General features: G+C 74.4%; 8 protein-coding genes, 1 tRNA gene and 1 pseudogene. 5 read left to right on the top strand and 5 right to left on the bottom strand.

From position 1 onward, the window contains the following. The first annotated feature begins 93 nt into the window (after positions 1–93). A complete protein-coding gene (crgA, locus tag ACSMXW_RS17625; protein ID WP_485807631.1) occupies positions 94–348 on the top strand; it encodes a cell division protein CrgA in 255 nt (84 codons plus the stop codon). 551 nt (positions 349–899) lie between these two features. Here the strand turns inward: crgA and ACSMXW_RS17620 are convergent. Together ACSMXW_RS17620 and ACSMXW_RS17615 are read right to left on the bottom strand one after the other, a co-directional pair. After that, positions 900–1868, bottom strand: coding sequence for a rhomboid family intramembrane serine protease (locus ACSMXW_RS17620; protein WP_485807630.1), 969 nt, complete (start codon positions 1866–1868; stop codon positions 900–902). Positions 1869–2195: 327 nt separating this feature from the next. Beyond that, complete coding sequence (locus ACSMXW_RS17615; protein ID WP_485807629.1) at positions 2196–2729, bottom strand: peptidylprolyl isomerase; 534 nt, start codon at positions 2727–2729, stop codon at positions 2196–2198. A 413-nt stretch (positions 2730–3142) separates the two neighbouring features. Between ACSMXW_RS17615 and ACSMXW_RS17610 the strand changes: the two genes are divergently transcribed. After that, positions 3143–3898, top strand: coding sequence for a DUF5324 family protein (locus tag ACSMXW_RS17610; protein WP_485807627.1), 756 nt, complete (start codon positions 3143–3145; stop codon positions 3896–3898). Positions 3899–4697: 799 nt separating this feature from the next. Then, complete coding sequence (locus ACSMXW_RS17605; protein ID WP_485807625.1) at positions 4698–5501, top strand: SAM-dependent methyltransferase; 804 nt, start codon at positions 4698–4700, stop codon at positions 5499–5501. A 176-nt stretch (positions 5502–5677) separates the two neighbouring features. Here the strand turns inward: ACSMXW_RS17605 and ACSMXW_RS17600 are convergent, their stop codons facing one another. Next, positions 5678–6784 carry a phage baseplate protein gene (locus ACSMXW_RS17600; RefSeq protein WP_485807623.1) on the bottom strand — a complete coding sequence of 369 codons (1107 nt, stop codon included), beginning with the start codon at positions 6782–6784 and terminating at the stop codon, positions 5678–5680. A gap of 792 nt (positions 6785–7576) precedes the next feature. After that, positions 7577–7649: transfer RNA gene (locus ACSMXW_RS17595), tRNA-Ala, on the bottom strand. 189 nt (positions 7650–7838) lie between these two features. Here ACSMXW_RS17595 and ACSMXW_RS17590 point away from each other — a divergent pair. Together ACSMXW_RS17590 and ACSMXW_RS17585 are read left to right on the top strand one after the other, a co-directional pair. Next, positions 7839–8387, top strand: a complete 549-nt coding sequence (locus ACSMXW_RS17590) for a helix-turn-helix domain-containing protein (RefSeq protein WP_485807621.1) — start codon at positions 7839–7841, stop codon at positions 8385–8387. Positions 8388–8432: 45 nt separating this feature from the next. Next, positions 8433–9321 (top strand): annotated as a pseudogene (locus ACSMXW_RS17585) (serine/threonine-protein kinase); the annotation flags it as partial. A 2190-nt stretch (positions 9322–11511) separates the two neighbouring features. Here ACSMXW_RS17585 and ACSMXW_RS17580 read toward each other — a convergent pair. After that, a complete protein-coding gene (locus ACSMXW_RS17580) occupies positions 11512–13773 on the bottom strand; it encodes a hypothetical protein (RefSeq protein WP_485807619.1) in 2262 nt (753 codons plus the stop codon). Positions 13774–14115: the final 342 nt, after the last annotated feature.

Genomic DNA, 14115 nt, shown 5'->3' with positions numbered 1-14115 from the left:
GCTCGGTGCCCCTCGTACTTCCCCTTGTACGCTGCCCGGGAGCCCGCCCGTTTCCCTGCGCGGCCACGCAGCGCATCGACAGGAGAGTCTCTCGTGCCGAAGTCACGCATCCGCAAGAAGGCTGACTACACGCCGCCGCCGACCAAGCAGACGGCGGCGATCAAGCTGACGAACCGCGCCTGGGTGGCGCCGGTGATGCTGGGGATGTTCCTGATCGGCCTCGCCTGGATCGTCGTCTTCTATGTGACGGACGGGGACCTGCCGCTCAGCGCGCTGGGTAACTGGAACATCGTTGTCGGCTTCGGCTTCATCGCGGCGGGCTTCGGCGTCTCCACCCAGTGGAAGTGACGGCCTCGGCGGGCGCCCGGCGGGTGCCCGGCGGGACGTGACGACCCCGCGCCCCGCGCCGCCGCACCAGACACCCGAACCGGTCCCGGGGCGCGGAAACCCCGGGCGACGGCCGGGTGAACCGCGTCCCACCAGGGACGATCCGCCGAGTTATCCACAGGCCTGTCCACACGTGGGGATATTCTGAAGATCTGTGGATAACCCACGGGACGTTGACGCCGGTATGACTTCAAGACCGGACTCGGGGGCGGTCGAACGGTTCCGCCAGCTTCGAAAAAAGCCCTGGTCAGCGCGGTGACGAACAATCCGTGCAGCTGGTGCGCGGGGTGGTGCCGGGCGTTGCCCACAGTATGCACAAGATCGGCCACACGCTGTGGACAACTTCCGCCAGAGGGCGCCCGGCAACGCGCCGGGCGCACACCCTGGGATGACCACGCCGGGTGAGCGCCGCCCTACGCACCGCGCGCGTCGGTGAGCGCTGCCGGCGCGGCCATGGCCCGGGCCTCAGCCGCTCGCCTCACGCCGGCACCCCGCACCCCGCACCCCGCACGTCAGGTGAGGGCCACCGTGCGCGCCGCGAGCACGATCGCCTCGACGAGCAGCACCCCCGCGCACGTCCCCCACTGCACCAGCGCCCGCCTCGCGCGGGGGGCATGCACCATCGCGTAGGCCATCGGCACCCCGGCGACCAGGCCGCCGATGTGGGCCTGCCAGGCGATACCGCTGATGCTGAAGGTGAAGATCAGGTTGATCACCAGCAGCGCGATGACCGGGCGCATGTCGTAGCGGAGCCTGCGCACCAGGACGGCCGTCGCGCCGAAGAGGCCGTAGATCGCGCCGGACGCGCCCAGCGAGGCCTGGGTCGGGGAGGCCAGCACATACGTGAGTGCGCCGCCCGCCAACCCGGCCACCAGGTACAGCGTGAGATAACGGGCTCGTCCGAGCGCCGCCTCCAAGGGGCCGCCCAGCCACCAGAGGCTGAGCATGTTGAACCCGATGTGCCAGATCTCCTGGTGCGCGAACATGGACGTGAACAGGCGGTACCACTGGCCGGCCGCGAGGCCCTGCGTCGCGTGGTAGGGCACGCCGGGCGGGAAGAGGTTCCTCGGCGGCCAGCTGCCGATCAGCACCAGCTTGTCGACCAGGGTGTCGTTGAGCGAGATCGCGATGAAGACGGCGATGTTGATCCCGATCAGGATCTTGGTGATCAGATGCGGGTCGGCCGTCACCGCGCCGCCCGCGATCGTGCGCGGCCGGCCGGCCGCCGGGCCGCCGCCGACACCGGTGCCCGTCCCGGAGCCGCTGCGGACACAGTCCGGGCACTGGAAGCCGACCGAGGCGCTGACCATGCACTCCGGGCAGATCGGGCGGTCACAGCGGGTGCACCGCACGCCCGTCTCCCGGCCCGGGTGGCGGTAGCAGACCGGTGCGCCCCCGGCGCCCCCCGCGCCCTGCGCGCCGTCCGCACCCTGCCGGTCGCCCGGCGGCGGAGTGTCCGGCGCCTGGTCCGCCTGGCCCATGGGAATCCCCTCATTCTCCGTACGAAGGCCCGGGGCGGCGGGAAACCTCCCCCAGTGCCTCAAGGGCCCGGGCGGTACGCCCAGCCCCGCCCTTCCTTACGGACGGGCGGGGCGTATTGGTTCCCGAACGGGCGCACGAGCGCGACCGGAGCCGTACCGGGCCCGTACCAGGCCCCTGCCGGGCCCCTGCCGGCCACCGGCGGTGCGCCGGCAGTGCCTCGTCGGTGCCTCGTCGGGTGCCTCTGCGTGGTGTCTGCGCGCGGCGCCCCGGCGACGTGGCCCCGGCGGGCGGCGCGGCGGCGCCGGCCCCTCCCCCGGACGCCCTGCTCAGCTGCTGCGGGTCTCCACGACGACCGACTCGATGACGACGTCGTTGACCGGCCGGTCGGTGCGGGGGTTGGTCTGGGTGCCGGCGATGGAGTCGACGACCTTCTGGCTGGCCGCGTCGGTCACCTCGCCGAAGATCGTGTGCTTGCGGGTGAGCCACGCGGTCGGCGCGACGGTGATGAAGAACTGCGAGCCGTTCGTGCCGGGACCGGCGTTGGCCATGGCCAGCAGGTAGGGGCGGTCGAAGGCGAGGTCCGGGTGGAACTCGTCCTCGAAGGTGTAGCCCGGGCCGCCGGTGCCGTTCCCCAGCGGGTCCCCGCCCTGGATCATGAAGCCGCTGATCACCCGGTGGAAGACCGTGCCGTCGTACAGCCGGTCCGTGGACTTCTTGCCGGTCTCCGGGTGGACCCACTCCCGCTCGCCCTGGGCGAGCTCGACGAAGTTCTTGACCGTTTTCGGGGCGTGGTTCGGCAGCAGCCGTACCTCGATGTCGCCGTGGTTGGTCTTCAGGGTGGCGTAAAGCTGCTCAGCCACGATCTGCCTTCCGTTGTCGTCTGGGACCCCACGATCCTCGCATGGACCCGTCCGGCGGGGCGCTGCGACCACGGCCGACGCCCGCGCGCGGGTGCGGCCGGGGCGTCCGTCCGGGCGGCACCGTCCTGCCGTCCGCGTGCTGTCCACGTGCCGTCCGTGTGCTGTCCACGTGCCGTCCGCGTGCTGTCCGCGTGCTGTCCACGATCCTGCAAGGCCTTTCCGGGGGCTTTCCGGGCCCCTTTCGGGGCCACTTCGGCGCCTACCCGGGCCGTGCCTGGGGAACCCGGGCAGACATCCCGCGCCGGACGTGACCCGGATGCCCGTCCTCGCATGCCGGGGCACAGTCCGGCAGGCATGATCCGTAAAGGGGTGGAAAGGTGCAATACCGTACGCCACCAAGGAGGAGGATTCCCGTGACCCGCATCGACAGCGTGCGCGCCGCGACGGACTCGGCGAAGGACAGCGTGCTGCACGCCGCGGAAGTGGTGGCGCCCTACGCCGACACGGCCAAGGACCGGGCCGCCCAGTACGCCCGCGAGGCCCGGGTGCGCATCGCGCCCAAGGTCACGCTCGCCGCGGACCAGGCCCGTCTCCAGTACGACGCGCGCCTGGCGCCTCGGCTGGAGCTGGCCAGGAAGCAGGCGCGCTCGTACGTGCCGCCAGCGGTGGACGAGGCCGCCGCCCGCACCCGCAAGGCCGCGCGGCAGGCCGCCGCCGTGTCCATGCCCAGGATCGAGCAGGCCGTCGCGGTGTCGCGGCCGCGCATCGAGCAGGCCGTCGCCGTCGCGGGGCCCGCGCGGAGCGAGGCGGTCTCGCGCAGCGCCGCGGCGCTGGCGGCGCTGCGCGGGCAGGTGTCGGCGAAGGACGTCGAGAGGATCATCCGCCGCCGGGAGCGGCGGAGCCGGGCCGGCCGGGTGGCCAAGGGGGTCGTGCTCGTCGCCGCCCTGGCGGGCGGTGCCTTCGCGGCGTGGAAGTGGTGGGACAAGCAGGCGAATCCGGACTGGCTTGTCGAGCCGCCCGCCGCCACCGAGGTGCCGCCGGAGAGTTCCCGGCTCTCGGCTGTCGACGGCAGCGGGGGCCGGTCCGGGGAGGCGGACCGGCCGGGTGAGGGGGAAGGGGGCGGTGAGTCGGCTGAGGGGGTTGCTCGGGAGCGGCGCCGGAGGAAGTGATTGCAGGGCGCCCGGCGCACCCGCGCCCCTCGGCGTGGGGTGACCCCGACCCGACTCTCCCGGTGTTCCGGTATCCCCTTTGTTGCGCTTTGCTGGATTTCGGCGCGCTGGCGCGGCTTGGCGCTGTCGCGCGGCTTGGCGCTGTCGCGCCCCTCACACCGGAAGCCCCCGGGACGCCGGGGGCTTCCTTCTGTCGTCGGTCCGGGCGTCGGGCGGCGGTCGTCGATCACTGATCATCGGTCGTTGGTCGTTGGTCGTGGGTCGTGGGTCGTGGTGGTTGGTCGTGGGTCGTGGGTCGTGGGTCGTGGGTCGTGGGTCGTGGGTCGTGGGTCGTGGTGGTTGGTCGTGGGTCGTGGGTCGTGGGTCGTCGTGTGGTGCGGATTTTTCGCCCTCCGGGCTCGTCCTCAAACGCCGGACAGGCTCATTCATCGCCCTTCGGGCTCGTCCTCAAGCGCCGGACGGGCTTTTTATGGCGGCGCCCGCGCCCGCCGAGGTGCCCATCGAAGAGGACGCTGCGGTGCCCCCAGTCTCCCCGAAACGGGACGGCACCCGCCCCCACAAAGCGGCGCGGGGAACTGCGCGAACAACAAAGGGGCGCGGCGAGCTGAGCCGGTGGTCCACCGCCGGCCCGCAGCCCGAAGGTGCCTGAACGTAGCCGGGGTTGCCGGGGCGGGCGCGGCGGGGTCGGGGAGGCGTCGACGTCCGGCGGTGGGGCATTCGCCCCGGGACGCGGGAGGGGGCGCCGACCATAATGGCCGGCACATGCAGTGCTCTGACTCGCGAACGGAGCTGGGGGGCAGTGGCAGACCACGAGCACGGCCGCGCCGCGATCGACACCGGCAGGCCGCACCCCGCACGCGTCTACGACTGCCTGCTGGGCGGCAAGGACCACTACCTCGTGGACGAGGAGGTGGCCGCGCAGTTGCCCGCGGAGGCGAGGGATGCCGCACGGGAGAACCGGGCGTTCATGCGGCGCGCCGTCGCCTGGGCCGCGGACGCGGGCGTGACGCAGTTCCTGGACATCGGCACGGGGATCCCCACCGAGCCCAACCTCCACCAGGTCGTCCAGGAGATCCGCCGGGCCGCCCGGGTCCTCTACGTGGACAACGACCCGATCGTGCTGCGCCACGCCGAGGCCCTGCTGGTGAGCTCCCCCGAGGGCGCGACCGACTACCTGGAGGCCGATGTCCGTGAGCCCGCCGCGATCCTCGGCCACGCCCGCCGGTTCCTGGACCTGAGCAGGCCCGTCTGCCTCTCCCTGGTCGCCCTGATGCACTTCGTCCCGGACGAGGACGACCCCTGGGACATCACCCGTACCCTCCTCGGCGCCCTGCCCGCCGGCAGCTGCCTCGTCCTGTCCCACGGCACGTTCGACTTCGTCCCCGGCCAGGCCGGGAGAGTCCGGCGGGAGCAGCGGCGCCTGACCCCCTACACCACGCACATCACGGCCAAGGCCCGCACCCGTCCCGAGGTCCTGCGCTTCTTCGACGGCCTGGAGCTGATCGGCCCCGGTCTGGTGGCCGCCGTCCAGTGGCACCCCGAGGGGGCGCGGACGGACCTGGCCCCGAGCGGGATGTACGCGGGGGTTGGGCGGGTGCGGTAGGGGGCGCGCGGCACGTGCAGCTCCGCGGCCGAGCCGCGCCGTGACCCTCCGCACCGTCCGTCCGCCGTGACCCGCCGCACCGTCCATCCGCCGTGACCCGCGGGGCGGGCCCGGGCGCCCTCGTTCAGGAGCAGGCCCGGGCGCCGCCCTTCGGGAACGGGCCCGGGCGTCCGCCCTCAGGACTGCGGCTTGTAGCACACCGTGTACGTGCGGGCCCCCGCCACGCCGGAGGCGAAGCCCAGGTGGAGGCGGGGCGCGGAGCCGAGCTGGACGGCGAGGCCCTCGGGCTCGCGGTAGTCCAGGGAGTACGCCGCCTCGGTGCGGGCCCGCTGTTCCACCCGGCTGGTGGGCAGGTGAACCCTGGTGAGGTAGGTGTTGCCGTGCCCCGAGGGCGGGTTGTCGCCGGATTCGTCCGTGTAGTGGGTGCCGGTCATCTGGTAGACGTAGTCGCCCAGGATGGCCACGCCCTGGGGGGTCTCGGTGGCGTCGATGCCGACGCGGGGGATGTCGAAGAGCGGGCGGACGTCGCCCCACTTGGCGCGGTCCAGATCGAGCACGCGGTAGCGGTAGCTGCCGTCGTCGAGCATGTACTGCACCAGCAGCCTGCGGCTGCGCATGTCGAGCGCCGGCCGGTTACTGGTCGAGCCGCGCACCACGTGGAGCTTGTGGACGGCACTGGAGTCGCTGTCCACGACGCCCCCGTCCGCGTAGGCGAATCTCGCCACGGCCGTGCCGTATCCGCTGTCCGGATTCGCTTCCGCCTCCGTCCAGATGTACGAGGTACGGCCGGCGGGCTCCACCCCGATCGATGCGCCATGGCCGAAACCGCGGAGGTACATATGGCCGAGCTGGTCGCCGGCGAGACTCAGCTTGGTGAGGCACATGTCGCCGCGCGCGCTGCGGTCGCTGCCCGAGACGGGCCCCGGCTCCCCGGGGAGCTGTATGCCGCCCTCCATCAACTGCACCGCAAAAATACAGCCGTTGACGTCGTCGAAGGCGAACGACTGCAGGATCGTGGAGTTGAACAGCGTCTTCTCGCGGATGAACTGAACGGCGGGGGCGGTGAGATCGAACCGGTCGCCGAAGGCGGCGGCACGAGCGCCCGCCGTTCCGGCGCGGGCACCGGCCGCGGAGGGGCGGGCGCCCGCCGCCGCGGCGCGAGTGCCCGCCGCCCGGGCACGGATCGCGGCGTCCGCGGCGGCCGCGGCGGCCGAACTCGTCCAGGTGGCGGAGGCCGCCAGTCCTGCCGCGCCGGCCAGCACAAAGGCCCTTCGATTGATCATGCGGGACTCCCCTGCCTCATCCGTCACCTGGGCCACGAGATGTGCCGGCGAATGTTTCGCAGGCATGTCAGGTGCATGCCCTTCGCGCCGATGAGTCAGCCTTTGGGGCGTCCCTTTCCAGCCGCCCGATCCCGTGTTCCCACGCTCCTCGTGACAACTGAACTCCGGTCATAAAGGAAACGCGCCATAGCCTTTACGGAACACGCGGCCGGATCTGAGCTACCGAATCGCGGCCGGGGCGGGCGCCAGACAGGCGCGTTGACCGGCACATGCGTCACCCCGTCCCCCGCAGGAACAGCTGTTCACCCCCTCATCCGTACCGTGTCTCCTCCCCCATGCGCCGCCTCGCGCCCCAACGCACCCGGGACCCCTCGCGGCACCTCCCGCACCGCACCCGACCGGGGCCACCACAAGAGGGCCGAAAAGAGACATACGAACAGGAACTCTTCAGAGCGGGGTCACCGATCCGCCTCGATCGGTTCACACGCCGTTGGCCGCGACGCGGGCGGACCGGGGCCTCCGCCGACCCCGCGCCGGCCCCCGCGCCGACGCCGTGCCGATTCCCCCGCCGACCCCGCGCCGACCCGGGCCGGCGCGTGTGCGCGTCCGGGCACGGACCGTGTGCGTGAACGCGTGTGCGCCCCTGTACGTGTACGGGGACGTGGACGTGTAAAGGGACGTCGACGTGCACGACGTGTACAGCGACGTGGACGGGTAAGGGGACGTGGGCGGGGGCGCACGGAAAGGCCCCTTCAGCCCGCGTTCGCGCGGGCCGGAGGGGCACTGGGGACGTGGAGCCTAGGGGAGTCGAACCCCTGACATCTGCCATGCAAAGACAGCGCTCTACCAACTGAGCTAAGGCCCCTCGCGGGAAGCGTCCGGCCGGGCCGTGGAGCAATCCTGATCCGGGCGGGCGCCGCGACAAGAGTACCGGGTCTTCCCCGGTATTCCGCAAAAGGATTGGGGTCCCCGCATGCGACCACGCTCCGTAGGATGCCCCTCACGGGTTCGCTGGAGCGAACCGCGGTTCATGGGGAAGCGATGGGGAGACGCAATGGATGCCGCACAGCAGGAAGCAACAGCCAGAGCCCGCGAACTGCAGAGGAACTGGTACGGGGAGCCGTTGGGGGCGCTCTTCCGCAGGCTCATCGACGATCTCGGCCTCAACCAGGCACGGCTCGCCGGGGTACTCGGGCTCTCGGCTCCCATGCTGTCCCAGCTGATGAGCGGCCAGCGCGCCAAGATCGGCAATCCCGCGGTCGTCCAGCGTGTGCAGCTGCTCCAGGAGCTGTCGGGGCAGGTCGCGAACGGCAGCGTGAGCGCCGCCGAGGCCACCGACCGGATGGACGAGATCAAGAAGTCGCAGGGGGGTTCCGTGCTCAGCAACACCGCGCAGACGACGAGCAGTTCGGGGGCGCCGACCGTCAAGCGCGTGGTGCGGGAGATCCAGTCGCTGCTCAGGTCGGTCGCCGCGGCCGGCGACATCATCGACGCCGCGGACACACTCGCCGACACCCACCCGGAGCTGGCAGAGTTCCTGCGGGTGTACGGGGCGGGGCGCACGGCGGACGCGGTGGCGCACTACCAGGCGCACCAGAGCTGAGGCGGCGGGGAGCACCGCCACCGCGCTGAAGGAGAGCGACGCACGATGGGTGAGGTCTTCGCCGGCCGGTACGAACTGGTCGACCCGATCGGGCGCGGGGGAGTCGGCGCCGTCTGGCGCGCCTGGGACCACCGGCGGCGGCGGTACGTGGCCGCCAAGGTGCTCCAGCAGAGCGACGCGTACACCCTGCTGCGGTTCGTCCGGGAGCAGGCGCTGCGGATCGACCACCCCCATGTGCTCGCCCCGGCGAGCTGGGCCGCGGACGACGACAAGGTGCTCTTCACGATGGACCTGGTCGCCGGCGGCTCGCTCGCCCACCTGATCGGGGACTACGGGCCGCTGCCGCCCGCCTTCGTCTGCGTCCTGCTGGACCAGCTCCTCTCGGGGCTCGCCGCAGTGCACGCGGAGGGGGTCGTGCACCGCGACATCAAGCCCGCGAACGTGCTCCTGGAGGCCACCGGGACCGGCCGGCCCCATCTGCGGCTCTCCGACTTCGGCATCTCCATGCGCAAGGGCGAGCCGCGGCTGACGGACACCAACTTCGTCGTGGGCACGCCCGGCTACTTCGCGCCGGAGCAGATCGTCGGCTCGGAGCCGGACTTCCCGGCCGACCTCTTCGCCGTCGGCCTGGTCGCGCTCTATCTCCTCCAGGGTGCCAAGCCGGACGCGAAGGCGCTGGTGGACCGCTTCCGTGCGCACGGCACGCCGTCCGCGCCGCAGGACATCCCCGAGCCGCTGTGGCAGGTCATCGCCACGCTGTTGCAGCCCGACCCGGACGCCCGCTTCCGCACCGCTACGGGGGCGCGCAAGGCACTCGCGCACGCGGCCGAGATGCTGCCCGAGCCGGGCCCCGACGACGAACTCGTCGAGGTCTTCGACCAGATCGGTCCGCTGCCCGCGGACTTCGGACCGGACGGGCCGCTGCGGGGGGCGCCGCGGATCCCCGGGGCGGGGGCCCAGGTCGCGACTGAGGCTGCCGCAGGAGCCGACGGGGTCGGCGGGGTCGGCGGGGTCGGCGGGGCTGGCGGGGCCGGGAGTGCTGGGGTGGACGGTGTGGGTGGTCCTGGTGCGGACGGTGCGGACGGTGCGGGGGGCTCGGCAGCGAACGGTGCGGGGGCCCTGCCGGCGCACGGTGCGGGGGTCCCGGGCGCGCAGGATGCGGGCGTCCCGGGCGCGTACGGGGCCGGGCTGCCGGGGGCGCCGGGCGCGGGGGCGCAGGCGCCCGGCGCGGGGCCGGACGCCGGACAACCGTCCGCGGCCCACGCACGGCCTGCACAGTCTCCCGGCGTCCAGCCCGCCCCCGCGGTCGAGCCGTCTCCCGGCCTCCAGCCGGCCCCTGCCGTGCAGCCGGCTTCCGGGGACCGGCCGCCGCAGCCGCCGCACGTGGCCCAGTCGTCCGGCGAGGAGGCTCCGGCGGCGGGGCCGGCCATGTCCGAGACGGGGAGTTTCCACCTGCCGCCTCCTCCGGCGACGGGGACGGGCGCGGGGGCGAGGGCGAGGGCAGGTGCAGCGGCCGGGACAGGCGCAGGCGCGGGAGCCGGGAGCGAGGCCGGGGCGTCAGCGGACCAGGGCTCCTTCTCCGGTGCGGCTGCCGGTGGGACGGCGGCCGCCCCCTCCGCGCCGGGTACGGGAACGGACGCGGCCTCTCCCCCGGGTGCGCGGACGGGCGCCGTCTCCGCCTCGGACGGGGCACGGGACGCCGGCTCGTTCACCGGGGCCACGGGCGGCGGTCAGGCCGCGGGCGGTGGCTTGGGGGCCGGAGAACCGTCACGGCAACGGGGTCCCCGGGACGGTGGCCACCAGACGGGGCCCGGTGGCCACCAGACGGGGCCGGGAAGCGGGTCCCAGACGCCGCCCTCCGCGGAGCCGCATCCGGGACCGCCGCACGGAGTGGCTCCGGCCGCTCCCGCCGGACCGGGGCAGGAAGCCGCACCGGAGGCGGTGCCGGGGCAGGGCGGAGTGCGGGAGAGTGCGCGGCCGGGGATGCCGCTGTCGCACGATGCGCCCCACGCCCCGGCCGAGCACGGCGGGCCTCAACCGGCCGCCGAGCACGGCGCGCCTCAACCGGCTCCGCCCACGGGCCCCGTCACACCCCCAGGTGGCCCGTTCACAGGTGAGGGTTCATTCACCGGGCATGGCCCGCTCGGAGCGCCCGCCCCGTCCCTGGGGCCCGCGGCGTCCGCGGCGTCCGCGGCGTCCGCGGCGTCCGCGCAGGGTGCCGGACACGCACCGCCCCCGGGCCAGGAGTCGGGCCCCGTCGGCCCTCACTCGCCGCGGGCACCGCGGACACGCCCTCCACAGGCGCCGCAGACACCCCCGACACCGCAGGCACCCCAGCCGCCCGGGCACCGAGCGGCCTCCGCTCGGGAGGCGGCGCCGGGGCACCCCGCCGCGCCCGCACGACACCCGTCAGCCCCGCTCCCGCCGGCACCCTCGCACGCCCACGGGGGCTTCGAGGGCCACGGAGACCCCGAGGGCCACCTCGGCCCCGCCGGTCACCAGGCGGCGCACGCCCAGCAGTCCCCCGGGCCGGCTGTCCAGCCGTACCCCGGGCCATCCGCCCACCCGGCCGCCCGTGGCGGCCCGCACCAGAGCGCGCTGGGTGCGCCTTCGCCGGTCGGCCCGCTGTCGCCCGACCCCTCCCAGACCCCCACCACCCCGGCGCAGCGCGAGACCTCCCCCACTCGTCCTTACACCGGTCAGCAGCCGCATGTTCCCCTCCCGCCGCAGAACGGGTCTCCCTACGAACCGGTGCCGTACGAACCCGCTCCCGGCGTGCTCACGCATCCGGGCGGACGGGACGCCGACGCGGCGCACCCGGCGGCAGCGGTGGACCCCGTCCCACGCGGCCCCCGGCCGTCCCGGCGCCGGGCACGGCAGCGGCGGCCGGGGCCCTCCCCGAAGGTCGCGGTCCCGATGCTCCTCGTGGCGCTGGCCTGCATCGCCTTCGGCCTGTGGGCGGTCATCCAGGGCTGACCGCTCCGGCCCGCACCCGACCCGACCACACCCGACCCGACCGCGCGTGGCCCGACCGCGCGTGGCCGTGTCCCCGGTCGCGAGCAGGCCCCGAGCGGATCCCGAGGGAACATGGACACCGAAGCCGGCCCGCCCCGCCTTGCGGCGCCTACCAGGCCCCCGGCGGCCCGTACGGCCCCGTCCGCCCCTGCGGCGTACCGTGACCGCCCGTGCCGCCCCCACCGGCCGTACCGCCGTGCTGCGCGCCCGTGCCCGCACCCCAGCCGGAATCGGTACCGGTACCGGCGCCGTACTCGGGCCGACCGTGTTCCGCCCGGCCGTACCCGGCGCGACCGTACTCCGCGCCGCGGTCGCCGCCGTGGCCCCCGCCGTCGTACTCACCGCGGTCCCCGCCGCCGTGGGCCGCGCCGTACTCCGCACCCTCCGCACCGCCATGGCCGCCGTGGCCGCCATAGCCGCCATGGCCGCCGTGGTCCGAGGACGAAGACTCGTACCCGCTCCCGTACCCACCGATGTCGCCGGGGCCGGGAACGTGGCCGTACCCCTGATCGGAGAGGGGATCCGGCACGTCGACGGCGGCGGTACCGCGGGCGGCGCGGTCGCCGTCCCCCGTGGACGCCGGGCCCCCGGCGGACGCGGCCGCGGGCTCAGTACGGGATGCCGACGCGCCGCCCGCCGCCGCGTACCGGCGCCTGGCCAGCACCGTCCACGCGGCGAGGACCAGCAGGATCGCGGTGCCCACGCCGAGGGCGGTGACGCCGAGCGGGCGCAGGGAGCCGTCGCCGGAGACGCCGGACGTGGTGGTCCCGCCCCCGGCCGCCCCGCCGGACGGGACGTCGAACAGCCCCGCGGGCTGCGGCGCCCCCACGTAGCCGGGGCCCTCCTGGACGCTGCCGCTGACCGTCACCCGCAGTGTCACCCCGTACCCGCCGTCGCCGAACTCCTCGGCGAGCTGCGGATTCAGATTCACCGCCAGGTAGTACCACCCCGCGAAGGGCATCCCCTCGACCTGGGGCACACTGGAGTAGCGGTTCCGGTACGAGACGGGGGCCAGCGGCGGGAAGGCGGCCGACGCCTGCCGGCCGTCGTACGTGGCGCCCTCGGTGTCGACCTGGCCGCGCACCGGGTTGTAGAGGCGCATGACCAGCGCAGACCCCACGGATCCACCCCCCGTGGCACCGCCCGCGGACCCCTCACCCGTCGCGCCGCCCGAGGCGCCGTCCGAAGTCCCGTCCGAGGCGCCGCCGCCCGGGGCGCCGTCCGGGCCGCTCAGTTCGGCCGTGGCGGAGAGCCGCTGGCCCCAGCCCACGGGCACCCGGTAGAAGGCCGTCTGACCGGGCCGCACGGAGTCCCGCCAGACGCCCGCGCCGATGCGGGACGCGGTGCTGAAGCTGGTGCCGCCGTGCCGCCGCTCGCCGTGGCCGCCGGCGGGCGGGGGCGGGGAGGCGGAGTCCGGGTTCTCGGGAGGGGTGGTCGGTCCCGGCGTCCTCAGGGCGGCGGGTTCCGTGGCGGTGCTCAGCTCCAGGCCCCAGTCGTCCGACGGCGAGCCGGCGGCACTCTCCCGCTCGACGACCAGGTAGTACGTGCCGGCGTGCGCGCAGGAGGGATCGGTGGGGTCGATGATGCGGGTGGCCGTGGCCGCCACCGGCCAGGGGCTCTCCGTCGAGCCGAACTGCGCGGTGTCGTCGGAGCATTCGTAGCCCTCGGCGTCCTGGATGTGCACCTTGAGGCCGTCGGCGTAATCCGCCTTGGTGCCCAGCCGGGGGACGGCCGTCACGGACGCGTAGACGTTGTCCTTGGTGCCGAGTTCCAGCCGGTAGTAGAGCTTTCCCTGGGAGCCGCCCGACGGGCCGATCGTGCTCCTGTAGGTGGTGCCAAGCCCGATCTCCTGGGCGGCGCCCTCGCTCGCCGCGCCCTGCACGGTGCGCGCGCGGGGGTCGTAGGCGTAGGGGTCGGACGTGCCCTGCTCCGGCTGGTCCGGCTGGTCCGCCAGCGCGGTCCCCGGCAGCGCGGCGAGCGCGCAGAGGGCGACCGTCGCACAGAGCGCGCTGCGCGCGGCCGCCACGCATATCGCGCCACGGCCGGCCGGCACGCCTCCCCGGGCGCTCCGGTACGCCTCCCGGCCGGCGGCGGCCACGCCCGTGCGCGGCACGGCGAACAGGCCGGGAGCGCCGGGAGCGGACCGCTCGGCACCGGACCGCTCGGCACCGGACCAGACGGCACCGGACCACTCAGCACCGGACCACTCGACGGCGGACCACTCGGCACCGGACCACTCGACAGCGGACCACTCGACAGCGGAGCAGTCGGCAGCGGACCGGACGGCAGCGGACCGGCCGGCCGATGGCACGGGGGTGCGCGACGCGGCCCGGTCACCGTGCCGCCGGATCGTCACCGGACGCCTCATCACGCGCCACATCGTGCGCCACCCCTCCGTCCCCTGGTCGTCTCTGTCCCCGGTCGTCGACCCACTGGCTCCGCCCGGTCGCCGGCCCGGAGACTCCGCCTGGTCGCCGCCCCGGGAGACTCCGCCCGGTGGTCACCGGAAGCGCCCCTCCGGAAGCGACCCGAATCGAACCCTCGGGAAGCACCTCTCGGGAAGCCCCCTCCTGAAGCACCCCTCCGGTCACGCACCTCCCAGAGCGTGCCTCCGCGCCGACCGCTGCGGCCGCCCGCCCGCCGCCCGCCCGCTGCACCCTGTGCAGCCGAGCGCGTGCGCGCGGCAACCGCAGCGGTGACATCCTGCCTCGCC

This window comes from Streptomyces sp. DSM 116793 (assembly GCF_057320905.1).
This window is presented reverse-complemented; position numbering and strand designations above follow the sequence as displayed.

Excerpts from the sequence above, each read along its gene's own strand:
- ACSMXW_RS17600 (WP_485807623.1), bottom strand. The coding sequence starts at position 6,784 with ATGATCAATCGAAGGGCCTTTGTGCTGGCCGGCGCGGCAGGACTGGCG.
- ACSMXW_RS17620 (WP_485807630.1), bottom strand. The coding sequence starts at position 1,868 with ATGGGCCAGGCGGACCAGGCGCCGGACACTCCGCCGCCGGGCGACCGG.
- ACSMXW_RS17590 (WP_485807621.1), top strand. The coding sequence starts at position 7,839 with ATGGATGCCGCACAGCAGGAAGCAACAGCCAGAGCCCGCGAACTGCAG.